Raw genomic sequence first — 23,873 nt, 5'->3', positions numbered from 1 at the left:
ATGAACACCACCATCGTCAATGCCAACGAATACCGCGACCTTCCGCTGTCCCTGCTTGCGGAATCCACCACCAACCCCCGCCGTCAGTTTGACGAGGCCAGCTTGAAGGAGCTTGCCGAAACCATCCGCACCCAGGGCGTTCTCTCGCCGTTGCTCGTCCGTCCCAAGGATGAGGTCAGCTTCGAGATCGTCTTTGGCGCACGGCGTTACCGCGCCGCGCAGATGGCCGAAGCTGCCACTGTGCCTGTCCGCATCAAGTACATGACCGATGCCGAAGTGTTGGAGGCGCAGTTGATTGAATTATCTGTAGTGGTCAAGAGATTTCTTTCTGTTTTCGCGGGCCTGCACGTCATGGACATGTCCACGACGTGCAGATTTGTTATTTGAGGAAGGTATCGCAAGCTGTCCATAGGCTCGTTCCAGTTGTTCTTTGAGCTCGTTGTTGTTGGCTTCCAGATCCTTGACGCGGAGTCGCAGTGTGGCGATCACTCGCTCCTGCGAGATGAGCCGTCGATGGTTCGTATCGTTCTGCACGGGCGTCTTCGATACGGCGCGAAGCTTCACGATGCGATCTCGTAGAGGTTTGGTGCTGTAGAGCCAGGCGGTGGATACGCCGGCGTGGGCCGCGACCGTGCGGAAGTTGATCGCGATCTCTTCCACTTGCATACGACGGATGGCGGCTTGCGCTTTCTCCAGCGCGGCGGCGGTTCTGAGCTTTGCGCTACGCTTCAGCCCTTCTGTATTTCTACGCATGTGTCTCCTCCAGAGTGGTGATGATGTTTACCAGATTCGTTCGTTTGCGCGCATTCATCTCGCTTTGTCGCGTCCAGCCGTTCGCATCGGCTTTGGCGATGACGCGTTCGGTCTCGCGCAGTTCGGCACGATGAACGTCCAGGAAGGTGATGTCGGTGCGGAAGTGAGCGCAGTTCAGACAGGCGTTCGGATGAGGGCAAGGGCCAGCCACCGTGGGGATCGCACAGTAGCCATTGGTCAGAGCCTGCGCGAGCACGTTACGGGTGAACCACTGCAGCTCGACCGTATCGTTGACGCTGTCTTCCACGACCTTATGTCCAGCGACATCAACCAGCGTGCCTGCAAGATACTCAGAGAGTTTCTCCCGCATCGTGCTGTCGTGGATATGGGCGTAACGGCTGGTCATCTCGGGGCCCTTGTGCCCCAGGTAGCGCTGGATGATGTGGTGAGGTACGCCGAGATTGATCATGCGCGTGCCCACCGTGTGGCGGAACTGGTGTGACTGGAAGCGGAAGAGGTTCCCATTCGCATCCGTGATGCGATGGTTGTAGGCGAGCTGATTGATGACCTGCGCGAAGCTGGCCTGGCGGATCGGACGACCCCGTTCGCTGGGGAACAGAAGGTAGAAGTCTCGATGACGTTCCCGAACTGACGCTTGCTGCTCCTGCACGACATGCGCTATCTCCTGCGATACAGGGATCGCGTTCTCCCGCCGAACCTTGCCCTGGAGGTAACGGAGATAGTAGATGCCACGCGCGTCCTGCGAGAGGCAGTCCAGCGAGAGCTGCAGCAGCTCGCTGATTCGCATGCCGCACTCTTGCAAGATGAGCACCTTCCGCATCCACGATGGCTTCAGGTCATGAAGGTGCTGGTTCAGTTGGTCGAGCACCGTCGAAGGGATATAACGAGGCTGATGCTTCATTGGCTGCGGAACCTCTTCGTCGTGGATCAGCCGCTCGGGACCAACCGGCAACCACCGCTCACGATGAGCCATTTCAAGGAACGTCCGCAGGTTGATGACATGGTTCTTTCTCGCGCCGGTACACACTCGGCTCGGAAGGTAGCTCAGATAGCGCAACAGCAGCGGACGCGTGATCGAACGGGCCGTGGCTTGAGGCTTGGCGGCAGCGAGGAACTCCGAGAAGCAGACCAGAGATTGCAGCCGTGTTCGACACGTTCCCTCCGCATAGATCGGGAGACTGTATGCAAGATGTGACTTTGCCGCGACACGGAGCCAGGGCTGCCTGATCTTCAGGAAGTTCAGCGGCCCCGGAGACAGCGTTGGGTTGTGCAGCATTGATACGCGTCGCAGATCCCATATGTCCTTTTCCTGCTCCGGTCGGTCATCATACGCGTCGCTCAGAACAAGGTATGCCTGCCGCAGAGTGCTGATATACGCGCTATCGCGCGGTGTCACACGCGGTTGCTGGCTGCTATCCATGCGATGGGTTATGCCCATGCGATACATCCCGCAGCGTCGAAGATAAGCCGTGTACGAACGCTTCCACGATTCCAGGTCACGCTCCATGAGCGATACCGGAAGATGCTTTAGGCTGTTGAGCCATCTCACGAGCAGATGCACCCTCGTCAGCTCTTGTGTGCTTGTCCACTGGCCCTCAGCGAACTTCTTCCAGAACGCATACTTCAGCTCTCCGTTGATCGTTCTCGACTTGCATTCGAGCCGGAGACGACGTTGGTTTGCCTTCAGCGATAGACCTTGCATCGGGCAGCTCTGCATGTCCCAGACATCTTCCGCCCAGAAGCCCTTTAGTTGAGCGAGAAGGCGATGCTGCTTGGCGTGATTCCACTCCGCGCATCGGCGGCTCATCGTTCACGCTCCCGCAGATAGCGTGCGTACGCCGCTCCCATATCTTCACCGGACAGATGCGCGTAGGTGCTCGTCGTAGTCTGGATATGGGCGTGACCCAGCCGCTTTTGCACATAGGCCGCATCCCATCCAGCTCGCAGCAACTCGGTTGCATGCGTGTGCCGGAACATGTGTGGCGTTATATGCAGCCCAGTTCGCTTACCGAGAGCGCGGAACAGATCGATGACGGTCGCATAGTTCATCGGAGCCCCGATGCGGCCGCCCCAGCAGTTCACGAACACGTAGTCGTTCGAAGCTTCTTGGCACTCGTGCACGAGGTAGTCTGCATACAGCGACATGGCCTCCTTTGAGACATGGACGACGTAGGCGGTGCGCGACTTTGCGCGTGCCCCATTCAGATTTAGACGTGGAACGATTTCGATCTCGCCATCGAACGAACGGATATCTGCGTGTCGCAGGCCAAGCACTTGGCCGATGCGCATCCCACTTTCATACAGCAGGCACAACAGCAAGCGATCCCGAAGATGGATGCAGGCATCCAGCAGCCGCTGAACGTCGGCGGCTATAAGAACCTTGGGCAACAGCTTCGTTGTTCGCACACGCATCACAGCTTGTCGCAGAGATTGTGTCCGATTGATTTGGTGAAGAAACGGCTTGTAGGGACTCTTTGCTCCGAAGCGGCGTGAACGGCTGATCTCCGTCTCTACACCCAGCCTGTCCTGATATTCATAGAACGATCCCACTGCCGCCAGCACTACGTTGATTGTCGAGTCGGAACGCGGCTCCTTGGCCTTCCTCGATGACAGACGTAGCCAGCCCACGAATGTGGCCAGATCGGTCAGAGCCAGCTTCTTCCAGTTGCGACGGGAGTCTATCAGGAACTCGTGGAAGAGCTGAAGATGATGAGCATAGGCTCTGACCGTGTTCGGGGACCGCCCGAGATGGTGAAGATACAGCAGGTATTCATTGACTTCTGTAATGGGTCGTCCGCTCGCATCGAGGACGATCCAACTGCGCTCATGGCTATCTGCCATGATGATTCGTTGCACCTTGCTCACATCTACCCCCAGAGGTTGAGCGCCAGCCCGCATTGGCGCAGTTCGCTACGCTCACTGTGCCAATGCGGGCTACCTCCATCCGGCAAGCAGAGAACTTCACTTCCAGCTACACGTCATACACGCTCTACAGATAACAATTCCACGACGGTGTGAAATGGCACGTCGTGGACGTCATGGACTGCTTCTGAAGGACTAAAGATAAATTGAAAATCTCCAGCGCCGCGACGTTCACCCGATGGAAGAGGCCGAAGGGTACAAGCGGCTTCTCACACTGGACGAACCGAAGTACAGCATCGAGCAGATTGCCGCGAAGGTAGGTAAAACGCCCGTCTACATCGCGCAGCGGTTGAAGCTGACCGAACTGTGCGAGGCCGTGGTCGATGCGTTCTACCGCAGCGATATTGGTGTGGGCCACGCGCTCATGCTGGCGAAGCTGCCCGCCGACCTCCAGCAACAGGGACTTACCGCTTGCTTCAAAGAGGTCTACACCAACCACGGCGACAAGCCCGCACGGATTCTCCTGCCTGTCCGCAATCTGCGTTTCTGGATTGAGACGAATGTGCTCTTGCTCCTGAAAGAGGCTCCATTCGACAAGCGCAACGCCCATCTGGTCGCCATCGCCGGAAGCTGCGTGGACTGCCCCAACCGCACCGGGCATAACAAGCTCTTGTTTGCCGACCTCGGCAAGCAGGACGCTTGCACCAACCCAACCTGCTATCAGGCGAAGGTCGAGGCGCATGTCGCCGCCGCCGTCGCCGCTAAACCTAAGCTCATGCAAATTAGCACCTTGCAGGGGCAGCAGCGCGAAGGCAGTCCCGTTCTCCCGCGCAATAAGTACGTGGCGATTCGGGAGGATAAACCGGCAGACAAGGCGCGGGCGCAGTGGCCGGAGTATAAGACGTGCAAGTTCGTCACCGAGGCCATCGTCACCGAAGGCCACGGACAGGGCACCATCCAGAAGGTATGCACCAACGCCGAGTGCCCGGTGCATCACCCCAAACCCAAGACGCAGACGCCGCAGAACGTCGCGGATAACGCCAAGTGGAAGGCCGAGCAGGAGAAGCGGCGCAGGGAGGAGGCGATTTCCAATACAACGGGCATCCGCGTTCTCTCTGCCATCGGCGCAGCCGTCGCGGTGCGTCTGATGAAGCGCGACCTGCTGTTTGTGATCGAGCGGCTGGCCGCGATGTTGGACGAGAACCGTCTCGCCATCGTCGCCAAGCAGCACGGCATCAAGAAGGCCAAAGACAGCGACTCCATCGAGAAGCTGTTTGCCGCTTTCCTGCGTCGTACCGAAGAAAGCATGTTGGGACGGCTGACGGTCGAGTTGACCATCGTACTGGCCGCTGCCCGCGGCAATGCTCCGTCCGTGCTCAAGGACGCGGCGACCGTGTACAAAGTGGACACCGACGCCATCGCTGCTAAGGTCAAGCAGGAGTTCGCCGCCAAGGAGAAGGCGAAGAAGCCCGTTGCGAAGGCGCAGCCCAAGCCTGCGAGGAAGGCAAAGGCCGCCTAGTTGCAGCTCGTCCTTTCTTGGGAGCCTGCAAACAAGCAGGCTCCTTTTCTCGCGCCCGCCCTTACCATCCAGGGTGTTGCTTGTTCCTCCCGAGTATGAGTAACTATGCGTCGCAAACCTTTATACTGGGACAGCGGTCTCTTCGCGGATCACGAGCGCCGAATCATCCATACCGGAGTGTCGATGATGAGTGGAACGATCACTGGTTGCGTACTCAACGCGGCAACAGGGGAGGCCCTCTCGACACCCCAGATAAGTCTGACGGGAACCGGGGTTATCGGAGAGACTTTTACTAATCTCGACGAACTCGGACGCTTCGCTTTTCGACCGCTACCACCGGGCAGATATTGCCTCGGCGTTCATCATGACTGTTACGCTCCTGTTTACCACAATATTTTCTTGGAGGTGGAAAATCCCGTAGCGGATCTACAGATCCCCCTAACATCTGCTGCCTTCATCAAGGGGCGGATTTTAGATGAAGACGGGCTTCCCCCGCAGCGTTGCCACTTCACCTTGATAAGGGTTGGCAAGCGAGGAGAACGGTCCGGCTACATCAGTGATTCTGGGGATCATGAGGTAGATGAGGACGGCCGCTTTTCTTCACCACCTCTTCACCCAGGCCGGTACTCCCTCCGTTTCGCCGGAATTCTGAGAAAGCCGCCAGGCCCGCACCTTCAATCGACGGATTCGGCGGTGCAACAACGAATCTTTGATTTCCTCTACCCGAACGCTCAGGACGTGACAGATGCCGATTCCTTCAATGTTCAAACCGGAGAAATCGTACATGACCTTGACCTGCGTATTCCCCGTCCAATTTGGCGCAGCGTTCGCGGTAAAGTCACGGGTAAGTTACCGAAGGACTCAGCACACATCTTCGTCCATTTCGTCCGTGACGTGGGGATGTTGGATAGCTTCGGCAGTTCAGGTGTCAAGGTAGATTCCAGTGGAGCATTTGAAGGTCTTGTCCAGCCGGGTCGCTACAGGCTTTCCGTTTGGGAGATGACTCCGCCAAACCAAGAGGGGTACACACGAATGACGAAGGAGTTCGCTTCTACCGAGGTAATGATCCCCACTCACGATGTAGATGGAGTTGAAATCCAAATATAGAGTCCATGTTTCATTGGGTTGTACCAATCGAAGTGTTCCGAAATGACTTTTCGCCGCTTCAGAGCTGGGGCATACTTTCCACATGCGATTGCTGATCGTTCCTAGTCCGAGTGATTACATCTTGCTTGTACGCTATCGCGCGGAAGACTTTCCGGTCTTCGAGAAGATATTCGAAGAACCGGGTGAAGACTCTGCGCTCCGACCTTTCGCACAGGATGCGGACGCTGCTGGAACCGCCGTGGTAATTGAAAATCGAGCTGAAAAAGAGGTGACCGCCCTTCGTTATCGTTGGATATTCGTTGATGCTCAAGGCAACAACCGAAAGAGGACTGCTTCGAGCGATAGCTACACCGTTGACGTCTACCGACCCGTGTTGTCTTCCGGCTCGCGGCTGCTTGTTACTCAGACTGGAAGTGTGCAGGAATCCGTACTCAATCATGCGTTAGCGGGTGGTGGCACCATCGGGGCAGGTTCAACTTCCTCCGTCGATTGTCAGGCAGCAGAAGTTTCGTTTCAGATTGACTTCATCATGTTTGAAGACGGAGAGATCGCGGGTTCCGATCTCGATGGATATGGGAGCGAGTTACAGTTACGCAAGCGAGCCGCAGCGCATGTTGCTCAACAAATTCGTTCTGCGAACGCTGAGAATCGAGATGCCGCGCTGGTACTCGCTGCACTCCAGAATGTCCCTCGACGTCCTGACGATCATCTGGCGCGCCTCGTTGCCGACTATGCCCGCACATATTTACGTCGGTCAACAATGAAGATGGGCTTTGATATGAAGGAAACCACGCTAAGACATCTTGAGAATCGCCCTGAGTTGCCGAAGTTTTATCGTCGGCCCCCAACGGAGTGATTGCGAAAGCCGCCTGACCTTTATTCTTTCTGGAGGGAGCCTGCCTGCCGGCAGGCTCCCTCTTTTCATGTTAGCCATCCCACCCGACGAACTTGAAATTTACAGAGTAAGATTCACTTTCCAATTATGCTGATGAGGTGAACATGAGCACTCGAACGGCGATTATAGTTGGCGCATCCTCTGGCATAGGCGAGGAACTAGCGAGACAACTTAGTCAAGATCATTGGAGACTCGGCATTCTCGCACGGCGTACCGACCGACTCACAAAGCTCGCCGCCGAATTAGGAACCGGCGTCGTTACTTCTTTTGTGGATGTGTCGAGTCACGATTGCGAGGCTCGCTTTCAAGCAGTGTTGCAAGAGATCGGGAATGTGGATTTGGTGATTATCGCTGCGGGAATTGGAGACCTCAATCCAGATCACGACATAGAACTCGACCGTCAAACGGTAGCGGTTAATGTCTCTGGTTTCCTGACCATCGCACATGCTGCGTTTCAGTATTTTGAAGGACGTAAAGAAGGGCATTTGGCCGCGATCACGTCCGTCGCCGCTCTGCGTGGATCGGGGGACGCCACCGTCTATGCCGCGTCCAAGGCATTCCAGTCGATCTATCTGGATGGGTTGCGAGATTCGGCCCGCCAAAAGAAGTTAGCCATCGCCGTGACAGAGCTTCAACCCGGCTTCGTAGAGACACAGATGATGAAAACGGCGACTCCGCTCACGCCTTTAGCACGTCGGCTTCTGGTCTCCGATACAAAGAAAGCGGCAAGGCAGATGCTCCAAGCAATTGCGCGTAGGCAGAAGCACGCCTATGTTTCAAAGCGTTATGCTCCTATCGCGCTGCTGCTTCGGTTGTTGCCTCGCCCCGGCGCATAAGACCCTGTGAACCGGTAGGCTCCTTATTTCTTGCGCCCCTCATTCCCGCCCCATGCGTTGCCGCTTCCACCGGAAGCGGCAACATGCACTCGCACCCGAGGAGCTTGATCCGTCAGTCATAATGGAAGAGTCCCTGTAAAGCGCTCAATTTTCAATTGCCCCAGGGTGTTGCAAGAGGGACATATACTGCCGCTCCCGCGCTTGGATCGTTCCGACCTCCGGGGACGAAAGCTCGACAGTGGTATTGCAAAGAAGTTCGTCGCTCACGACCACTCCACGTTGAAAAACCGCCTGCCCAACCCAATGGGCATCGCCCCGCTTCACTGTGACACGATACTGTTTGCCGTCGCGCTTGATGAGAGCGACATCCCGCGCTCCCTCATAGGAACCAACACCCTGGCCTTCCCGCTTCAGAATCACTATGCCATTCGCTTTATCGATAGACAGGACGGTGATGGTCTGTTTGCCCGCAGGCCCGAGTTCCCAGGGCTGTGTAAGCTCGACCGTCCAACTCATTCCGGGTTTTAGATCGCCCGTCGGATTGCCCCAAAAGGTGGGGTTGAAAAATGGCCCGCTGGCATCTGTCGTAAAGCTGCACTTACCTTTGAAGCACATCGTCTTGCCATCATCACGATAGTCCCCGTCTGCACCCTGAATCACCATCTTCCCATCCATACGGACGGAGACATTCCACTTGATGACGCTGGGAGCATCGCTGCTGAGAATGGTGTACGTTCCTGTGGCAGGAACCTGCCAAACATTGTCCTCCATGCCTGGCCCGTGAGTCGCAATCACCCGATAAGTGATGTCGCTTACGATGTCTCCAGCGCGGGGAGCAGGCTTCAGATAGTAGGCGGCGTCAGTATGTTTGTGCGGCGCGGCAGCAGCAAATATCGCACCGCTGCATAGCGTCATCCATGTGAGTGACATTAGAGCTGGTACAGCACTGAATCGAAGGCGTATCGCCACAGGTTTACCTTTCTTGAATAATGAGCGACAACAGAAGAGTCGCCGTTCATGCTAAGTGATTGACACCCTAGCGACTTCGTTCAGCTTCAGCGAAGCGATGGGGTTCGGTCTGAGACTCGGGACGTAAATACCAGGCAGCAGCCAGCACGATCACGATGCTCGCGGTCCAAAGATAATAGCCGAGCAATGGATGGATCAGTTCGGCATGATTCCCTCCGCTTTCATCCATAGGCATGGGCATGAGGAATATCTGGAATGTTTGCAACGAGAGGATGGTGGCCCAACGTGAGCTTGCAAGCAGATATTTGTTGTGACCGATCAGCAGCAATAGCCAACTGAACCAAAGTAGTAGGTTGGCGATTCCGGCAAAGTTCGCCTGAAACGGCCCGAGGATGCTCCAATGAAGCATCTCTAAACCGGTGTAGATGTGTGTTTTCCCAACGACACGAATATGCCGGTAATCTGTGGAAACGAAACGAAAGAGAAGTGCAGGATGGGTGAGGGCCAGCCAATAAAGCACCACACTAATGACAACGATTGGAAGTCGAAGGAGGAAGAATGATCTCATCTGTGCGGACCCGGTGCTGGGTTGTCACCAGATTTGTTCATCACCGTAACGAGAGGTTTCGAGGTGGCAGTTCCCACCTCGGTCGATGAAGTGGTTTGGTCGAAGCGCTCTTGCAGCAGTTCCGCATGGCCCTGCATCTCGACACGGGGCAGTCCAACAGGAATCTTTGTCTGCGCTGTGATACGCATCGTCGTACCAGGAGCAAGAGAGCACCAGCTTTGGTCAAAGCCTTCTCTTGCATAGAGAGAGAATTGTCCTTCGAGCAGCGGCGGAAAGTGATCCTCCGGGGCGGACGGATGCGGTTGTTGATTGAGAGCTATGAGAGGACTCGGACCATTCGGCGATGATATGTACAAAGTGAGGATGGTGATCGTAAATGGCTTCTTGCTGTTGAGATCAGTCAGGGGGCCTTGGTCCGGTCGAATCGGCATCTTCAATGGCTCGGAGCCGAGATTTGTTAATTGGTATTCCACCGCAACCGCACCATCTCCTTGATTCGTGGAGAGATTGGGAACCAACTTCAGGCCGATGGGAAAATCTCCGGTGAATCCGGTTGCTGATTTTGGGATCGGACTGCGACTACCCAAAGGTATCTGCTGAGGACTGGCGACAATCGTGATCGCTGAGCAAGCAGTCTCCGCATGAACGGGCATGGCCATCAAGATCATCAACACCCCCACGCCTAAACAATCTATCCGACGCATGTTCACTCCTCCTTCATTCAACGATCAATCCGCTACCGTGTATTGAAGATATGGTGTCGAAATGTTTGCGACTTTGTCGTCATCCATCTCGGCAGTCTCATTGTCCGAAGTGTGCGACCAATTGAAGTCAACATCCACCTTCAGATACGGACATGCTTTGGAGACGTATGTCCTACGTGTCCGCGAGGAAAGTCCCCCCTCTTCTGTAAACGCTGTGAGAAGCGCCCTCCGGCTCATTCCGGGTTTGATGGCCTCCGTCGCCCTCAATGCTTCGGAAACAGATTGGACGAAAGAGCTATCGATGGATAGTTGTTGACGAGGAGCGAGAGCATGACCATACGGAGGATAAGAAGACCGGACCATCACAGTGTCTTTGTGCAGACATATATCAAGATTGAGCGTCTCGCCCGATCTGATCCGAAGCAGGCCGTCTCTATCATTTGAGTCGGCATCAGCGTAGTCCCACGGCTCGTATCCCAGAGCGAAGACGCCGACGTGGAATGGAACAGGAGGCACGGGAAAGACCCCGTCTTCCGGTTTACTGCTGCTCAAATCGCCAGAATGGCCCATGTTGGGACGCGAGAGATTCAGAGTGGCTTGGAGTGGGTTGCCGCTCTCATCATGAATGTTGAGCTGAAGATATGCGGCCTTCGGCCCAATCTGGATGACGGTATTATGGATCGCTTCATCGACGTGAAGGTTTACGACTGGCTTTCTCTCACCGGGCATAACATAGAAGGAAAAGATGCTGTGAACATACCCTTCATGCTCGTTCGCTGCGTCCAGATACACCACTCCGGGGGGTAGATTCAAGAGAATGAACTTACCTTCGGCATCAGCAGTGGCACGAAGGGGCTTGTGCATATCCTTTCCTGGGGTTCCGTAGACAGTGGCATACGGAATCGGATTCCTGGCTTCGTCGAGAACGATCCCTTGCACGCTTCCGGTTTCTCCTGCCTGTGCATAGGTATAACCACCGCAAAGTGAGACCGCCACAAATGGAAGGAACGCTATTCGCATAAGCATCAAAAAGCCTGACCGACACAGGAATCGCCCCGCACCTTCCGCCATGCCAGATTTATGGGCGTTTGATTTGGCCCCGCCTGCCATCCCCCATTCAAAGTCAAACCATCGTCCGACAGAATGCCAATGTAAGTACGAGAGCAACACATCGCCGTGTATGCCTTGAATTCGATGGAGAACGAATTCTTACCCGTCTGTTCCGCCTTGACGAGATCGCCATATTGTTCAAATGTCTGTTCTGGCGGTTTCAGACCGTTGGCGTAACGATAGCGCCCCGATAATTGCAGATCGTCAGACCATCCCATCAGTGTTCCGTCGGACCCTTGAACAATATGCACGCAGCCGTTCATCCCCGGCCTGTTGCTTACCCATGTCCCGGTCAAGGAACTAGCCGCCCCATTGCCTCTGACGGTCGGGCGGCGCAACATTACATGGCCGGAGAACTCTCCGCGATGAAATCGTCCGCTCCATATTTCTTGATGCTTGTCGTAGATCAGGTCGAGATCGATAGCCGGGTCTCCGGCTACCCGAGGTGTCCATTCGAGAACCAGACGCTTCCCATCCCAGGAGACACCGCTGTCCGGGGTATCCATAAAATAATTATGGTCGCCTTGACGAAGTTGCAGGCTGGTTCTTTGATACACGCCGATCATCAGGTGTTCCTCGGTCTGCGGAATACCAGCCAATGTCGTTGGAGCGCCCGCGACCTTGGTGGTCAACAGGAAATGCAGTCCGACGATACCTTGCGAACCGTCACTGCTCTCCCATACGCCGGACATCTTTTCAGGAGATTCAACTGGCTTGCCTTTCATCAGTCCTGGCCGTTCGGTTTGGCTTTGCGGATAGCCAGGTATCGGCGTCACTAGGAAAGTGATCGCCATCACCAACCAAAGTCTCCAAAGGTTCTCATATCGCATATCTCTTGCTCCTCAGAGATTCATCCTTAGACATTTAGACACCGGATCAATCGTGACTGTGCCGATGAAGGTTGCGATTCCATCTTCGGCATGTTCTCCGCTTAGCCATGTGTCAGCAATTCAACAGCTCTTTGATAGGCCACGTCGTTGGTCTGCGTTCCTATGGTGGAGGCAACAAAAACATCGGGTGAAAGCCCGGACCCTTTGTTGAAACGAATCGCCTTCACACTTTCGGCGCTCGCTGCCGGAATCACGATCCCTGCGCTCTCGTTCAAAGCGACGTAGGTTTGGATTTGTCCCCGCCCATAGGTTCTTGCTCCAACGAGACGAGCGCCCGTTGTATCGCGGAGAGCAGCGGCGAGCACCTCCGCAGCGCTTGCGGTGCCCTCGTTGACGAGAACGACAAGCTGCATGGCTTTGAATGGCTTGCCTGTTGCGCGGATCGGCTCCTTCGTCCCATCTCGCCTCACCTTCCAGCCGAGCGTCTGATCCGTAAATGCGCTTCCAGCCACCGCCATCGCATCCAGATAGCCCCCAGGATTGTTGCGTAAATCAATGATGCACTTATTGACACCGTGAATCGTCAGCGCGTCCACTGCCTGGCGCACCTGTTCTCCTGAATCCGATGTAAAGAGACGAACGCTGATATATCCCAACTGTTGCTTGTCCGCGACCAAGCTGTGCGAGTCAACAGCCTGTTCGATCCACGCCTCTTTTGATACTTGCATCTGAATCTGCCTGTTATCACGGCGAATTGTTAAATCGATCTTGCCGGAGTTACCTCGCAACATCGCCATGACATCCTCATGGATCAGTCCCCGCGTCGTTCGCCCGTTGACGCTTACGATTACATCTCCAGGCTGCAAGCCCGCTTTGAACGCTGGCGAGGTCACAAGTGGAGTCACTACTTTTGCGTCACCTGTGGATGGTTCTACGGTTACAGCAAAATCCACCAACCCAATTCCTTGTTCTTTGCCAGCCGTTTCCGCTTGCATCGCAGCCATCTGCTGGGATGTGATGATGCGGAGGTCTCCGTCATGGAGCTTCGCCAACTGTTGGTCCATCGAAGAGACTGTTGTGTCTGTGTTGCTGAGAAGATCGGTGCGGAGGCGCTTCCAGGAATCGGTATCCACATAGAGATAGTTGCGGTCTATGGCATCGACGACCTTGGCCGATAGAGTGGCCGTGCCGGTCGATGGCTGTTGCATCAGGGCCGAGGCCAAAACCAAACTAATCCACATACACGTTCCTTTCGGTAGTCCTACTCTGTGCGCAGCGAACGAACCGGATCGATCGATGCTGCTCTCCGCGCAGGGAGAACGCTGGCGACGACGGCAACCAGGGAGACAACAGCAACGACCCCGATATAGGTTTCAGGATTGGTAGCGGTGACTCCATAAAGGAGGCTCTTCATAAATCGGACAGCGATTAGACCGAGCACCGTTCCGAGAAGCACTCCCGCGAGTGTTAAGGTGATGCCTTGCTTCAGTACCAGCAGGAGAACATTATGACGATCCGCGCCTAATGCCATGCGTATACCGATCTCCCGATACCGTTGCGCCACGGATTGCGCCATGACCCCGTAGATGCCGATAGCGGCTAGTAGCAAAGTCAGACCTGCAAAGACCGAAAGCAGGTGTGCTCGGATACGTGGTTGCGTCTGGAGTCCGGCGACCATCTCTCCGAGAGACTTGATTGCCCCTACGGGTAAATTGGGATCGTCGCTCCAAATTGTCTTCTGAATGATCGCGTCACTCAATGCCACGCCCGGTTGCGTGCGCACGACAAAGAACATGGTTGTATAGTCCGAATTTGCGAAATACTGGTGAATCTGCTGTTGCTGGTAATCCGTATAGACTTCCGGGCGGGCCTCCCAGGCAATCTGGTTGTACCGAGTTGATTTCGTACTTGCCACAACACCAACCACTTCGAGCCAGGGATTCTTCTGTGTTTCCGGGTCTTTCGGGTCTCCGATGCGGAGATGTTCTCCAATCGGGTTCTTGCCCCCAAAATACCGTTGCACCGCTTCTTCATTGATGACTGCGACCGGGCGTGTCGCCTGCACATCGGAGTCCGCAAAGTCTCGGCCCCCCACCGTCGCAATACCCATTGCCCGAAAATATCCAGGCCCAACTGTAACGGGAACGGCCTGCGGCAGATGCTCCTCCGTGAGATCGCCTCGACTTTCCATTTGGAACGGCTCTGTCCCGGCGTCCGACAGTCTGAGGAAGTACGTCATTCCTGCGGCATCTACGCCAGGAAGTGCTCTCAGTTGCTCTGATAAGCGATCCGCAAATTGGGTAAGCTGCGTGTCGGAACCGTAACGCTTATGCGGCAATGAGAGGTTGATGACGTGAGTATCTTCCGGGTTGAATCCAAGAGGCTGTGCATTCAGGTGAAGGAAGGTCGTCAGCAACAACGACGCGCCAATCAAGAGGATGACGGAAAGTGCAATCTGCGTCAGCACAATGATGTTCCGTGAGCGCAACTTTCCCGCAGCAGCAGAAGCGCCGGAGCCGCTCGAACGCAACGCCTGATTAACATTGAGCCGCGCTGCCTGAAGTGCCGGGTATGCTCCGAAGATCAACCCGGACAATACAGTGAGCAGCGCTGCCACCGCCAATACCGGCAGGCTGACTGTTACCGGCTGCGCTGGGAGCGCGCCAAAAGGATTCCACGCGATGAAACCACGCACCGAGCCGAAGGCGATCAATAGGCCCAGAGCCCCGCTGATCCCATACAGCACCAGATTTTCAACCAGCAGTTGGACCAGGAGGCGACGCGCGCTCGATCCCAAAGCGGCGCGAATGGCAAACTCCTTCTCTCGCTGGATGTTTCTGCCGACGATCAGACTCGCGGTATTGGTACAGGCAATGAGGAGCAATAATCCGACCGCTCCACCCAGCACAAGAAGCGAAGCCCTGACTTCGCGAGTGTTGTCCTGTTGCAGGGTTGAGAGATACGCGGTCGATTTCGGAATGTCGGGATAATGCCGGTCGTTTTCCGCCTGCAACAGTGAAATCTCCGATTTCGCCTGCGCGATGGTCACGCCTGGATTGAGTCGTCCAATGATCGCTACTGCGGTTACCGAGTCCTGTTTGTATTGGGGATCTCCGGCCTGAATTAACGTCCAGACGTCTATATCGTGCGGTTGATCGAGGACCCGGTAGGAAAAGCCCGAAGGAAGAATCCCGACGACCTTGAAAGGTTTGTCATTGAGTGTCAGTGTCTCGCCCAACATCGATAAGGATTGGTGAAATCGCTGCGTCCACAAAGCGTAGCTAATCACTGCAACAGGAGGCCCAGTGTCGTCATCCGTCAGAAAGAGCCGCCCACGAAAGGCTGATACTCCGAGCGTGGCGAAGAGAGTCCTGCTGGCTATCCCACCATGCAAACTCTCAGGCTCCCCACCTCCCGTCAAGGCGTATCCGCGCTCGAAGGATGCGCCGAGCGATTGAAACGCATGGCTGCGTTCACGGAAATACAAATAATCCCGCCAACTGAAGTAGTAAGCCGGTTCATTCGGGCTGTCTGCCGCTGCACGCCAGAAGATGGCGAGTTGCTGCGGGTCTTTCAGCGGTAGAGGTTGAATGATCCAGGCATTCAGTATCGAGAAGATGCCTGTCGTAGCACCGATGCCAAGGGCCAACGTCAGGATGGCAATGACGGCGAATCCACGATTGCGCAGGAGCTGACGAATCGCGTAGCGGACATCTGCAAACAGACTCTCCAGCGTCAGCGCGGCATCTTCGGCCACAATTCGTTCCTTCATCAACGCAGGGTTTCCAAATCGTAGAAGAGCATCTCGGTGAGCCTGCTCAGGAGTCATGCCTGCCGCAACGTTTTCCGCTGTGCGCATGTCGAGATGGGAACGCAGCTCGTCCTGTATCTCCCGCTCCAGGTTCCCGCGTGAGAATAGATTAGAGATACGGCGAAAAAGCGACATGGGATTACCTCACACGTAGCGTTATTCAGATCGAAGAGCTTCAGTGGGATTGATTGTGGAGGCCCGGCCAGCGGGCATGACAGCAGCCAACATACCAACAATCAACAAAGCAAAAACCGATGCGCAGATGGAGACAGGATCAGCACTGCTAACGTGGTACAGCAGCGTGCTTGCAAAATGTGCGCATACGAAAGCAGCGACGAGTCCCGCCAAAATTCCGATTCCCGTCAAGGTAGCCGCTTCGCGCAATATCAGCAGCAGGATATTTGTCCGGCTGGCTCCAACGGCCATCCGCACTCCGATTTCGCGTGTGCGCTGCGCAACGGAATATGCAATCACTCCATAAATCCCGATGGACGCAAGTGTGAGCGCCAGCAATGCAAAGATGCCGAGCAAAACAGCAGTCATCTTCTGCCTTGCCAGGGAGTCGGAGAGTACCGCATCGATGGTCTGGACATGGTAGATGGGCTGATTCGGATCAAGTTCCCGGACTGCATCGCGTACTTCAGCGGCGATGCTGGCCGGATCAATATCGGTGCGGAGCAGAAGCACTGCGTGTGTGCCGAATCCCGGAAGATACAGCTCGGGCTCAGCATCGGTCTCCACTCCCAAATCGCGTGCGTTCGAGACGACTCCGATCACGGGAAGTTTATCGGGGTGGGGACTGAGAACACCGATCAGGATGCTTGATGTCAGCGGGTCTTTGCCGGAAAGATAGCGTTGGGCAAATGCCTGATTGACGACAAATGAATTGGTATTGTTCTCAATGTCTTTCAGTTCGAAAATTCTGCCCTGTAGCAGTCCGAGTCCCATAGTGCGGAAGAAGTCCGGGCTGACGTAGCGAATCTGCGCGAATGGGAATGCCCCTGGAGCTAAGGGAGCCGCCCCTGCTATGAGAAAGCGGGTCATGGAATGAGAAGCATTGAGTGGTACAGCGTTGGTAGTTCCGACTGATGCGATGCCGGGCGATTGCCGGAGCTTATCGATCAGTGCCTCATAAAAGTGGTTCGTTGCAGCCGCTTGGTCCTCATACCGAGGCTGTGGCAAGGTGATTTCAAGACTGAGCAAGTGATCGGTGCGAAACCCCGGATCAATTTGGATGAGTTTCTGAAAACTACGAATCAACAGTGACCCAAGAAACAGCACTACGACAGCGATAGCTATCTCTGCCGAAACCAGTGCGCTTCTTCTCCTGCTCTGTTTGCCGCTGCTGCCACGGTCTCCAGAACGTAATGCCTCGGCCAGCTTGCGTGGTGTCTTTAACATTGGCAGCAACCCGAAGAGAATCGCAGTAAACAAACACACGCCTAACGTGACGAGCAGTACCGGAATATTGAGCTGGATCGATTGAACCAACGACGGGTCCGCGCCCGCCGTATGCGCGAACGCCACCCGCAAGAGCGGGAGAGTGAATGCGGCCAATGCCGTCCCAAGCACGCCTCCAAGCAGGCACAGGAGGAGAGTTTCGGAAAGAGATTGCGTGAACAGGCGGAGACGGCTTGCTCCAAGGGCCTGTCTTACGGCAACTTCTCGGAGATGCGCTGCGGCTCTTACTAACAGGAGATTGGCGACATTGGCACAGGCAATGAGCAGGACCAGTACCACACATCCCATGAGGCTGAGTATCGCGGGACGCAAGGAACCCACGAGTTGCTCACGCAATGGGGTAAGGAGCACTCCGATATTCCGATTCGTCGCCGGGTAGGACTCCGCCAACCGCGCCGCGATGGTCTGCATGTCCGCCTGAGCCTGTCCCAATGCAATCCCAGGTTTGAGGCGACCTAAGACGTTGACCGTATGCCAAACGCGGGAAGCCTGCGATTCCTTATCCATCAGCGACAACGGCATCCAGAACTCGCCTGTCGCTGGATAGGCACTTCCAGGAGGAAGCACACCGATAATGGTGTAGCTAACGCTATTCAGATCGACGTTGCGGCCAATGATGGTTCGGTCTGCCCCGAAATAGCGCTGCCAGGCTTCAGCGCTGATTACGACGACATGGTTTGCGTTCGGGTTGTCATCCTGTTCCACGAAGGTACGACCCAAAGATGGCGTAACCCCGAGAAGCGAGAACAAACTGCTGGATGCGAGAACCCTGTGAACCTGCTCAGCATGTCCATCCCAAACCAGCGATACGGTTTCGGGACTCACTATGGAATATCCGGCCAACTGCTCAAAGCTCGATTGCTGCGAACGCCAATCCAGATAATCGGGAAAAGTTACCTCTCCTCCCCCGGCGACCTGTGGATGCGTCTCGTTGATCGTGACGATGCGATCCGCGTGTTGAAATGGCAGCGACCGGAGCAGCAACGCATACGCACAGCTAAATATGGCAGTCGTTGCACCGATACCAAGAGCGAGTGTCAGAATCGCAGTAATCGAAAACCCCGGCGATTTTGCGAGTCGGCGAAACGCATACCGTATATCCATCCCGATACTCTCCAGTGTGAGTGCGGCATCCGAGGCCGTGACTCGTTCCTTGGTTGCCGTGGGATTTCCGAAACGAAGCAAGGCGTCCCGGCGTGCCTGATCTGGCGGCATACCGGAAGCGATATTGTCCTCAGTCCTCATTTGCAGATGGGACTTGATCTCGGCATCGATCTCACGGTCCATTCTTGAGCGCCGAAAGAGGTTTGAGATGCGGCGAAAGAGCGACATGGGATACCTCACGCGTAGCGCAACATGGCACGCACGCCTTTCACCAGTTGTTCAAAACTCTTTTCGGCTTCCTGAAGTTGCTTGCGTCCAAGGGCGGTCAGCTTGTAATACTTCGCTTTCCGGTTCGTTTCGGTAAGCGCCCATTGCGAGTTGATCCAGCCATTCTGCTCCATGCGATGAAGTGCAGGATAAAGAGAACCTTCCTCAACCCGGAGCAGTTCAGCCGAGGCTGTCTGGATGTGCAGGACAATTCCATACCCATGCAGCTCGCCCGTCTGAGAAAGAGTTTTGAGGACGAGAAGATCCAAGGTGCCTTGAAGATCGGACTTGGCCATTTATCTAAACCTCGCTGCGACTGATGCTATCCATAGGGCGCTAGGGGTGTCAAACCCTCAGCAGTCGGACTCGTTCTAAGCTGCGCGATCCTTGACATCTAGGTATGACAGAGCTTATAGGTCTTAACCATAGCCCTAGCTATCTAGGGGATGGGTAACGCATGGATGGGTCAATGTCGGTCTCTGGCGATCCTGAAAGGGCTTTCTAGCTGTGGATATTGAGCGTCCAGACTTAAAGCGAAAACGGCGAAGAAGAATCACATTTATGATTCTGTCGCTCGCTGCATTATCGGGAGCGGCTATATATGGGGTCTCCCGTCTCCGTCCAGCCCTGCCTTCCGTGGAGCGAAGCGCAATCTGGACAGATACCGTGAAGCGAGGCCCGATGATTCGGCAAGTGCGGGGAATAGGAACCTTGGTTCCCAGAGAGGATCGGCTCCGGTTGATTCCTGCGGAGACGGACGGAACAGTGGTGCGTATCGATATTCTCCCCGGTGCCAAAGTAGAGCCGGACTCCGTAGTGATGGAACTGACTGACCCGCAGTTGGAACAGGAGCTTGTTGATGCGCAACTCCAATTGAAGGCCGCTACCGTTGAATATCGAAATCTCGGAGCAAAGCTTCAAAGTGACTTGATGACGGAACGCGCGGGGCAAGCGACCGTCAATACGGACAATCAGCAGGCTCAGAAGCAAGCACAGACGGATAAGGCTCTCTACCAACTTGGGGTCATCAGTGGATTGACCTACGACGCATCCCAGGGCAAGGCCGACGAGTACCTCACACGGACAGACATTGAAAGGCAGCGGCTAGACGTAAACAAGAATGCAATCGTCACCCAGCTTGAAGTACAGCAAACCAAAGTGGAGCAAGCTAAAACCCTGTTGGGCCTGAAGCAGCGGCAGACGGACGCCTTGCGAGTACGTGCCGGAATACGAGGAGTGTTAGTAGACCTTCCTCATCAAGTCGGCGAGCATGTCACACCAGGAACGACCTTGGCGAAAGTCGTTCAGCCAGATCAATTGAAAGCGTCACTCAAGATTGCGGAGACACAGGCGCGTGACATTCAAATCGGCCAATCCGCGGAGGTCGATACACACAATGGAGTCATATCGGGAAGCGTCGTGCGAATCGACCCGGCTGTTCAAAACGGCACGGTGACAGTTGATGTCCAACTCGCTGGCCCATTGCCCCAGGGAGCGCGCCCGGACTTAAGCGTCGATGGGACGATTGACCTCGATCTGTTGCAGAACGTGCTGTATGTCGGCAGGCCAGCATTCGGGAACGAAAGCAGCACCATTAGCCTCTTCAAACTCGACAACAACGGCAGCACCGCAACTCGTGTGCCTGTGAAGGTGGGACGGTCTTCGGTAAACACCATTCAGGTGTTGTCTGGTTTGAACGAGGGAGATACCGTCATTCTTTCCGATATGTCTCGGTGGGATGCAGCAAATCACATACAGCTCCAATAGAGGTGACAGATGGGAAATAATGGCGGGCCGCTGATTGAGATTGAAAATCTAACGAAGGTCTTTTACACCGACGAGGTTGAGACCCACGCCCTCTCTGGCGTTTTGCTTTCCGTCAATAGTGGCGAATACATCGCAATGTCCGGTCCTTCCGGCTGCGGAAAATCGACCCTGCTCTCGATTCTTGGACTGTTGGATACCCCAACGAACGGACGCTATCAACTGAATGGGCGAGCCGTGGACAATCTGAGTTTTTCCGAACGATCACGAATACGGAACCAGGAGATCGGATTCATCTTTCAGAGCTTCAACCTCATCGGCGATCTTACCGTCGCGGAGAACGTCGAGCTTCCCTTGACATACCGGGCCGGGATGCCTGCCGCCGAACGAAAACGCCGGGTACAGGAGTCACTTGAACGGGTAAGCATGGCCCACCGCATGAAGCATTATCCGTCACAGCTTTCCGGTGGTCAGCAACAGCGTGTGGCAGTGGCAAGGGCGTTAGCTGGCACTCCTTCCATACTTCTGGCCGACGAGCCTACGGGAAATCTTGACTCCAAGAATGGCGAGGCAGTGATGCAACTTCTGGCAGAGCTTCATAAGGAAGGGGCAACAATCTGTATGGTGACTCATGATCCGCGATTCGCTGCCCATGCTGATCGCCAAGTACATCTCTTCGACGGTCAGGTTATCTCCGAAGAACAGCTAAGGCAAAAGCTCTTGGAGATTGAGGCGTAATGACGATCCAGTGGCGGTGTACCTGATGCCGAAGCGATATATCGAGTCTGGCTCCGTGAAGATGAATGGATGACCCATGAATAAGCTCTGTGTCTCAGGCATCATGATTTGTTGTGCGATTGGCTCCTGCTATCAAACGAGCGCGCAGACGCCAGCTTTGAGCTTGAACCTTCCAAAGTCGAAGAATCCATTTGGGCCTTACATGCCTAGTCTTGTTCCAGCAGCGAGTCTCGCCAATTCGCCAAGGATCGATCAGCTCATTCATGATGGGAAGCTATATCTATCGCTCGATGACGCCATTCTCCTGGCGCTCGAAAACAATCTTGACATCGCCATATCGCGTTACAACCTTCCCATTGCCGAAGCCGATGTAGAGCGGACGCGGGCCGGTGGCGCATTCCGTGGTGTCAACGCTGGCATTGTTCAAAATACGCCGGGCGGCGGTGTTGGTGGGCTAGGAGCAGGTGCGCCGGGCGCTGGTGCAGGAGGAACCACAGGGGGAGCGGGAGGTGCGGGCAGCGGCGCATCTGGCATCGTGCAGTCAACATTGGGCGCAGGGACAACCGTTTCGTCCTATGACCCCACGATCACGGGAACGGCAAGTGTTGAACATTACACCCAGCCGTTATCCAACCTCCAAATATATGGTGTCCCTTCCTTGCAGCAGAACACGACTACTGCGAACCTGGCATACGCCCAGGCATTTCCTACGGGAACCGCTTTGAGCTTCACTCTTGAAAACAACCGGCAAACCGGCAATAGCATTTACAACTACCTGAATCCGGCACTGAATGTCTATTATCGAATCGCGTTTCAGCAGCAGCTCTTGGCAGGTTTCGGCTTAGGACCGAACCTTCGTTATCTGCGTATCGCAAAAAACAATCGGAAGATTTCCGACATCGCTTTCAAAGATCAAGTGATTGCGACAGTCACGCAGATCGCCAATATGTACTGGGACTTGGCGAATGCGTATCAGGATGTACAGGTCAAGGAGCGTTCCTTCCAGTTCGCTAAGGAGACACTGGAAAGAGATCAAAAGCGATTGGAACTCCGTGCAATTCCCGCAATGGACGTGACCAAAGCAGGGGCAGAGATGGAGAACCGTGAGCAGGAGTTGACCTCTGCCAAAACCACTCTGGTTCTTCAAGAATCCCTCATAAAGAATGCGCTGACGAAGAACCTTGATGACCTCGCCTTGGAAGAGATTCCAGTCGTGCCGACCGAGAAAATGGAAGTCAAGGAGGCTGCGGCGGATGCCACGCTTGAGAGCTTGACCAACGAGGCTCTGCGTGACCGACCAGAGTTGCAAGAGTCAAGCATCGACTTAGATAGTCGGAACATCAGCAGGGCTGCGGCTCGCAATGCCTTACTGCCTACAGTGAACCTTCAGGCATATTACGGGGGATCGGGCCTTGCGGGAGTAGATAATCCGGCATCTGGCTACGAGTCCTCCGTACCTACCGATTATTCCTCTTCCGTGCGCAGAGCCTTCGACAACAGTTCCCCCGATTATCTCGTGGGCGTCTCCGTCAAAATCCCTTTAAGAAATCGCGTGTTGAAGTCAGACCAATATCGATCCGAACTGGAATATCGCCAATCGGAACTTCTCATCCAACAACAAAAAAAACAGATTCGGATCGAAGTCCGCAATGCTCTCTATGCTCTGCAACAGAGCCAGGCTCGCGTTGCCTCCGCTCGCCGTGGGCGCGACCTCGCTCAGAAGACATTCGATATTTCCAAACAGGAGCAGCAGCTTGGGGCAGGGTCAAACTATCAGACTCTCCTCGCGCAGCGTGATTTGGCTCTTGCAGAATCTTCGCTGACAGAAGCAGAAACGCTCTATGAAAAGAGCCGTATTGAATTGGAGCGTGCAGTCGGATCGACACTGGAAAACCACAACATTGCAATTGATGATGCAAAGCAAGGCATAGTGGCGAAGGTGCATTGAACTGTATGGCTGGGATTTTCTTTCCCAGGTCATTCACACAAAGTTGAGAAATCGCCGTGCTAGAGCGCATCGATATCAAGCTTCAAGAAATCTCAGTTGTGCGCAGTGAAGAACTGAGTAATTAGGAGACTAGAGCATTTGACCTGTCCTGCATCAACAACGGTCGCCCTGCTCCAGGGCAAGTGGCGAGTGCATATTTTATGCGTGATGCGGGCCGGTCCAGTACGACTTGGACAACTCTCTCGATTGCTTCCTGAAGCATCCAAGAAGGTACTGATGACAGAACTGAAGCAGCTTGTGTCATCAGGTCTGGTAGAGCGCCGTGACCTTAGCAACGGCGGCGTAGTGCGGCATGTGGAATACAGCCTTGTAGAATCCATAAAACCAGCGACCTGCCTTCTATTGGAACAACTGGAGCTTTGGACGCAGATCAGACAGTCCGCTAATGCAGATGCAAACAAGAGGCAATGATTTTCGACATACGAGGCTGTGCGAGGTCACGACATAGCCATGATCGAATTGCCGCATCTCGTCGGGATCGCTCGCATGGAACAGACCTCAGATTGTTTCGGCCCGCTTCATCCAGTCTGCAAGAGCATCCTGAAT

The 23,873-nt window shown here is 54.9% G+C and carries 20 protein-coding genes; 8 read left to right on the top strand and 12 right to left on the bottom strand.

Going from position 1 to position 23,873, the window contains the following annotated elements; translation table 11 throughout:
* On the top strand, nucleotides 1–387 hold the full coding sequence (locus FTO74_RS16505) for a ParB/RepB/Spo0J family partition protein (protein WP_162539123.1): 387 nt from the start codon (nucleotides 1–3) through the stop codon (nucleotides 385–387).
* On the opposite strand, the gene FTO74_RS16500 is transcribed toward FTO74_RS16505, so the two are convergent.
* Genes FTO74_RS16500 through FTO74_RS16490 form a run of 3 tightly spaced genes read right to left on the bottom strand, consistent with a single transcriptional unit; the run spans nucleotide 301 to nucleotide 3,615 of the window.
* On the bottom strand, nucleotides 301–753 hold the full coding sequence (locus FTO74_RS16500) for a DUF6262 family protein (protein WP_162537771.1): 453 nt from the start codon (nucleotides 751–753) through the stop codon (nucleotides 301–303). The two genes, FTO74_RS16505 and FTO74_RS16500, sit on opposite strands and share 87 nt — an antisense overlap.
* Nucleotides 746–2,581 carry a tyrosine-type recombinase/integrase gene (locus tag FTO74_RS16495; protein ID WP_162539059.1) on the bottom strand — a complete coding sequence of 612 codons (1,836 nt, stop codon included), beginning with the start codon at nucleotides 2,579–2,581 and terminating at the stop codon, nucleotides 746–748. Before FTO74_RS16495 ends, FTO74_RS16500 begins: the two co-directional genes overlap by 8 nt.
* Complete coding sequence (locus tag FTO74_RS16490; protein ID WP_162537768.1) at nucleotides 2,578–3,615, bottom strand: tyrosine-type recombinase/integrase; 1,038 nt, start codon at nucleotides 3,613–3,615, stop codon at nucleotides 2,578–2,580. The genes FTO74_RS16495 and FTO74_RS16490 overlap by 4 nt, the downstream gene beginning before the upstream one ends.
* Nucleotides 3,616–3,874: 259 nt before the next feature.
* Between FTO74_RS16490 and FTO74_RS16485 the strand changes: the two genes are divergently transcribed.
* The 4 genes from FTO74_RS16485 to FTO74_RS16470 all read left to right on the top strand — a co-directional run bounded on the left by FTO74_RS16485 (nucleotide 3,875) and on the right by FTO74_RS16470 (nucleotide 7,993).
* Nucleotides 3,875–5,155: a chromosome partitioning protein ParB gene (locus FTO74_RS16485; RefSeq protein ID WP_162539122.1), complete on the top strand. Its 1,281-nt coding sequence runs from the start codon at nucleotides 3,875–3,877 to the stop codon at nucleotides 5,153–5,155.
* 105 nt (nucleotides 5,156–5,260) lie between these two features.
* Nucleotides 5,261–6,262 (top strand): carboxypeptidase-like regulatory domain-containing protein, encoded by a 1,002-nt coding sequence (locus FTO74_RS16480; protein ID WP_162539121.1) that lies wholly within the window; start codon nucleotides 5,261–5,263, stop codon nucleotides 6,260–6,262.
* A gap of 82 nt (nucleotides 6,263–6,344) precedes the next feature.
* Nucleotides 6,345–7,118, top strand: coding sequence for a hypothetical protein (locus FTO74_RS16475; RefSeq protein WP_162539120.1), 774 nt, complete (start codon nucleotides 6,345–6,347; stop codon nucleotides 7,116–7,118).
* 143 nt (nucleotides 7,119–7,261) lie between these two features.
* Entirely contained in the window at nucleotides 7,262–7,993 is a 732-nt protein-coding gene (locus tag FTO74_RS16470) for an SDR family NAD(P)-dependent oxidoreductase (protein WP_162539119.1), read from the top strand.
* A 144-nt stretch (nucleotides 7,994–8,137) separates the two neighbouring features.
* Here FTO74_RS16470 and FTO74_RS16465 read toward each other — a convergent pair whose 3' ends face one another.
* From FTO74_RS16465 to FTO74_RS16425, 9 genes are all read right to left on the bottom strand, one after another.
* On the bottom strand, nucleotides 8,138–8,923 hold the full coding sequence (locus FTO74_RS16465) for a hypothetical protein (RefSeq protein ID WP_162539118.1): 786 nt from the start codon (nucleotides 8,921–8,923) through the stop codon (nucleotides 8,138–8,140).
* A gap of 106 nt (nucleotides 8,924–9,029) precedes the next feature.
* Nucleotides 9,030–9,482, bottom strand: a complete 453-nt coding sequence (locus FTO74_RS16460) for a hypothetical protein (RefSeq protein ID WP_162539117.1) — start codon at nucleotides 9,480–9,482, stop codon at nucleotides 9,030–9,032.
* 44 nt (nucleotides 9,483–9,526) lie between these two features.
* Complete coding sequence (locus FTO74_RS16455) at nucleotides 9,527–10,234, bottom strand: hypothetical protein (RefSeq protein ID WP_162539116.1); 708 nt, start codon at nucleotides 10,232–10,234, stop codon at nucleotides 9,527–9,529.
* A gap of 24 nt (nucleotides 10,235–10,258) precedes the next feature.
* The gene (locus FTO74_RS16450) at nucleotides 10,259–11,260 is read right to left on the bottom strand and encodes a carboxypeptidase-like regulatory domain-containing protein (protein ID WP_162539115.1); all 1,002 of its coding nucleotides are present in this window, start codon (nucleotides 11,258–11,260) and stop codon (nucleotides 10,259–10,261) included.
* On the bottom strand, nucleotides 11,260–12,174 hold the full coding sequence (locus FTO74_RS16445) for a hypothetical protein (protein ID WP_162539114.1): 915 nt from the start codon (nucleotides 12,172–12,174) through the stop codon (nucleotides 11,260–11,262). Before FTO74_RS16445 ends, FTO74_RS16450 begins: the two co-directional genes overlap by 1 nt.
* Nucleotides 12,175–12,275: 101 nt before the next feature.
* Entirely contained in the window at nucleotides 12,276–13,415 is a 1,140-nt protein-coding gene (locus FTO74_RS16440) for a S41 family peptidase (protein ID WP_162539113.1), read from the bottom strand.
* Between the two features lie 20 nt (nucleotides 13,416–13,435).
* The gene (locus FTO74_RS16435; RefSeq protein WP_162539112.1) at nucleotides 13,436–16,120 is read right to left on the bottom strand and encodes an ABC transporter permease; all 2,685 of its coding nucleotides are present in this window, start codon (nucleotides 16,118–16,120) and stop codon (nucleotides 13,436–13,438) included.
* Nucleotides 16,121–16,141: 21 nt separating this feature from the next.
* Nucleotides 16,142–18,778, bottom strand: coding sequence for an ABC transporter permease (locus FTO74_RS16430; protein ID WP_220399044.1), 2,637 nt, complete (start codon nucleotides 18,776–18,778; stop codon nucleotides 16,142–16,144).
* Between the two features lie 8 nt (nucleotides 18,779–18,786).
* Complete coding sequence (locus FTO74_RS16425) at nucleotides 18,787–19,113, bottom strand: PadR family transcriptional regulator (RefSeq protein WP_162539111.1); 327 nt, start codon at nucleotides 19,111–19,113, stop codon at nucleotides 18,787–18,789.
* A gap of 265 nt (nucleotides 19,114–19,378) precedes the next feature.
* Between FTO74_RS16425 and FTO74_RS16420 the strand changes: the two genes are divergently transcribed.
* From FTO74_RS16420 to FTO74_RS16410, 3 genes are all read left to right on the top strand, one after another.
* Nucleotides 19,379–20,584, top strand: coding sequence for an HlyD family efflux transporter periplasmic adaptor subunit (locus FTO74_RS16420; RefSeq protein WP_345933526.1), 1,206 nt, complete (start codon nucleotides 19,379–19,381; stop codon nucleotides 20,582–20,584).
* Between the two features lie 9 nt (nucleotides 20,585–20,593).
* The gene (locus FTO74_RS16415; RefSeq protein ID WP_162539109.1) at nucleotides 20,594–21,319 is read left to right on the top strand and encodes an ABC transporter ATP-binding protein; all 726 of its coding nucleotides are present in this window, start codon (nucleotides 20,594–20,596) and stop codon (nucleotides 21,317–21,319) included.
* 76 nt (nucleotides 21,320–21,395) lie between these two features.
* Entirely contained in the window at nucleotides 21,396–23,267 is a 1,872-nt protein-coding gene (locus FTO74_RS16410) for a TolC family protein (RefSeq protein WP_162539108.1), read from the top strand.
* Nucleotides 23,268–23,873: the final 606 nt, after the last annotated feature.

It is taken from the genome of Granulicella sp. WH15 (assembly GCF_009914315.1).
Taxonomy (GTDB): domain Bacteria; phylum Acidobacteriota; class Terriglobia; order Terriglobales; family Acidobacteriaceae; genus Edaphobacter.
The sequence above is the reverse complement of the archived record's forward strand: the minus strand, read 5'-3'. Positions and strand labels throughout refer to the sequence as shown.

Bases quoted from the DNA above. Each gene is read 5' to 3' on its own strand.
- FTO74_RS16505 (WP_162539123.1), top strand. From the start codon at position 1: ATGAACACCACCATCGTCAATGCCAACGAATACCGCGACCTTCCGCTG.
- FTO74_RS16500 (WP_162537771.1), bottom strand. From the start codon at position 753: ATGCGTAGAAATACAGAAGGGCTGAAGCGTAGCGCAAAGCTCAGAACC.
- FTO74_RS16495 (WP_162539059.1), bottom strand. From the start codon at position 2,581: ATGAGCCGCCGATGCGCGGAGTGGAATCACGCCAAGCAGCATCGCCTT.
- FTO74_RS16490 (WP_162537768.1), bottom strand. From the start codon at position 3,615: ATGGCAGATAGCCATGAGCGCAGTTGGATCGTCCTCGATGCGAGCGGA.
- FTO74_RS16485 (WP_162539122.1), top strand. From the start codon at position 3,875: ATGGAAGAGGCCGAAGGGTACAAGCGGCTTCTCACACTGGACGAACCG.
- FTO74_RS16480 (WP_162539121.1), top strand. From the start codon at position 5,261: ATGCGTCGCAAACCTTTATACTGGGACAGCGGTCTCTTCGCGGATCAC.
- FTO74_RS16475 (WP_162539120.1), top strand. From the start codon at position 6,345: ATGCGATTGCTGATCGTTCCTAGTCCGAGTGATTACATCTTGCTTGTA.
- FTO74_RS16470 (WP_162539119.1), top strand. From the start codon at position 7,262: ATGAGCACTCGAACGGCGATTATAGTTGGCGCATCCTCTGGCATAGGC.
- FTO74_RS16465 (WP_162539118.1), bottom strand. From the start codon at position 8,923: ATGTCACTCACATGGATGACGCTATGCAGCGGTGCGATATTTGCTGCT.
- FTO74_RS16455 (WP_162539116.1), bottom strand. From the start codon at position 10,234: ATGCGTCGGATAGATTGTTTAGGCGTGGGGGTGTTGATGATCTTGATG.
- FTO74_RS16450 (WP_162539115.1), bottom strand. From the start codon at position 11,260: ATGCTTATGCGAATAGCGTTCCTTCCATTTGTGGCGGTCTCACTTTGC.
- FTO74_RS16445 (WP_162539114.1), bottom strand. From the start codon at position 12,174: ATGCGATATGAGAACCTTTGGAGACTTTGGTTGGTGATGGCGATCACT.
- FTO74_RS16440 (WP_162539113.1), bottom strand. From the start codon at position 13,415: ATGTGGATTAGTTTGGTTTTGGCCTCGGCCCTGATGCAACAGCCATCG.
- FTO74_RS16435 (WP_162539112.1), bottom strand. From the start codon at position 16,120: ATGTCGCTTTTTCGCCGTATCTCTAATCTATTCTCACGCGGGAACCTG.
- FTO74_RS16430 (WP_220399044.1), bottom strand. From the start codon at position 18,778: ATGTCGCTCTTTCGCCGCATCTCAAACCTCTTTCGGCGCTCAAGAATG.
- FTO74_RS16425 (WP_162539111.1), bottom strand. From the start codon at position 19,113: ATGGCCAAGTCCGATCTTCAAGGCACCTTGGATCTTCTCGTCCTCAAA.
- FTO74_RS16420 (WP_345933526.1), top strand. From the start codon at position 19,379: ATGATTCTGTCGCTCGCTGCATTATCGGGAGCGGCTATATATGGGGTC.
- FTO74_RS16415 (WP_162539109.1), top strand. From the start codon at position 20,594: ATGGGAAATAATGGCGGGCCGCTGATTGAGATTGAAAATCTAACGAAG.
- FTO74_RS16410 (WP_162539108.1), top strand. From the start codon at position 21,396: ATGAATAAGCTCTGTGTCTCAGGCATCATGATTTGTTGTGCGATTGGC.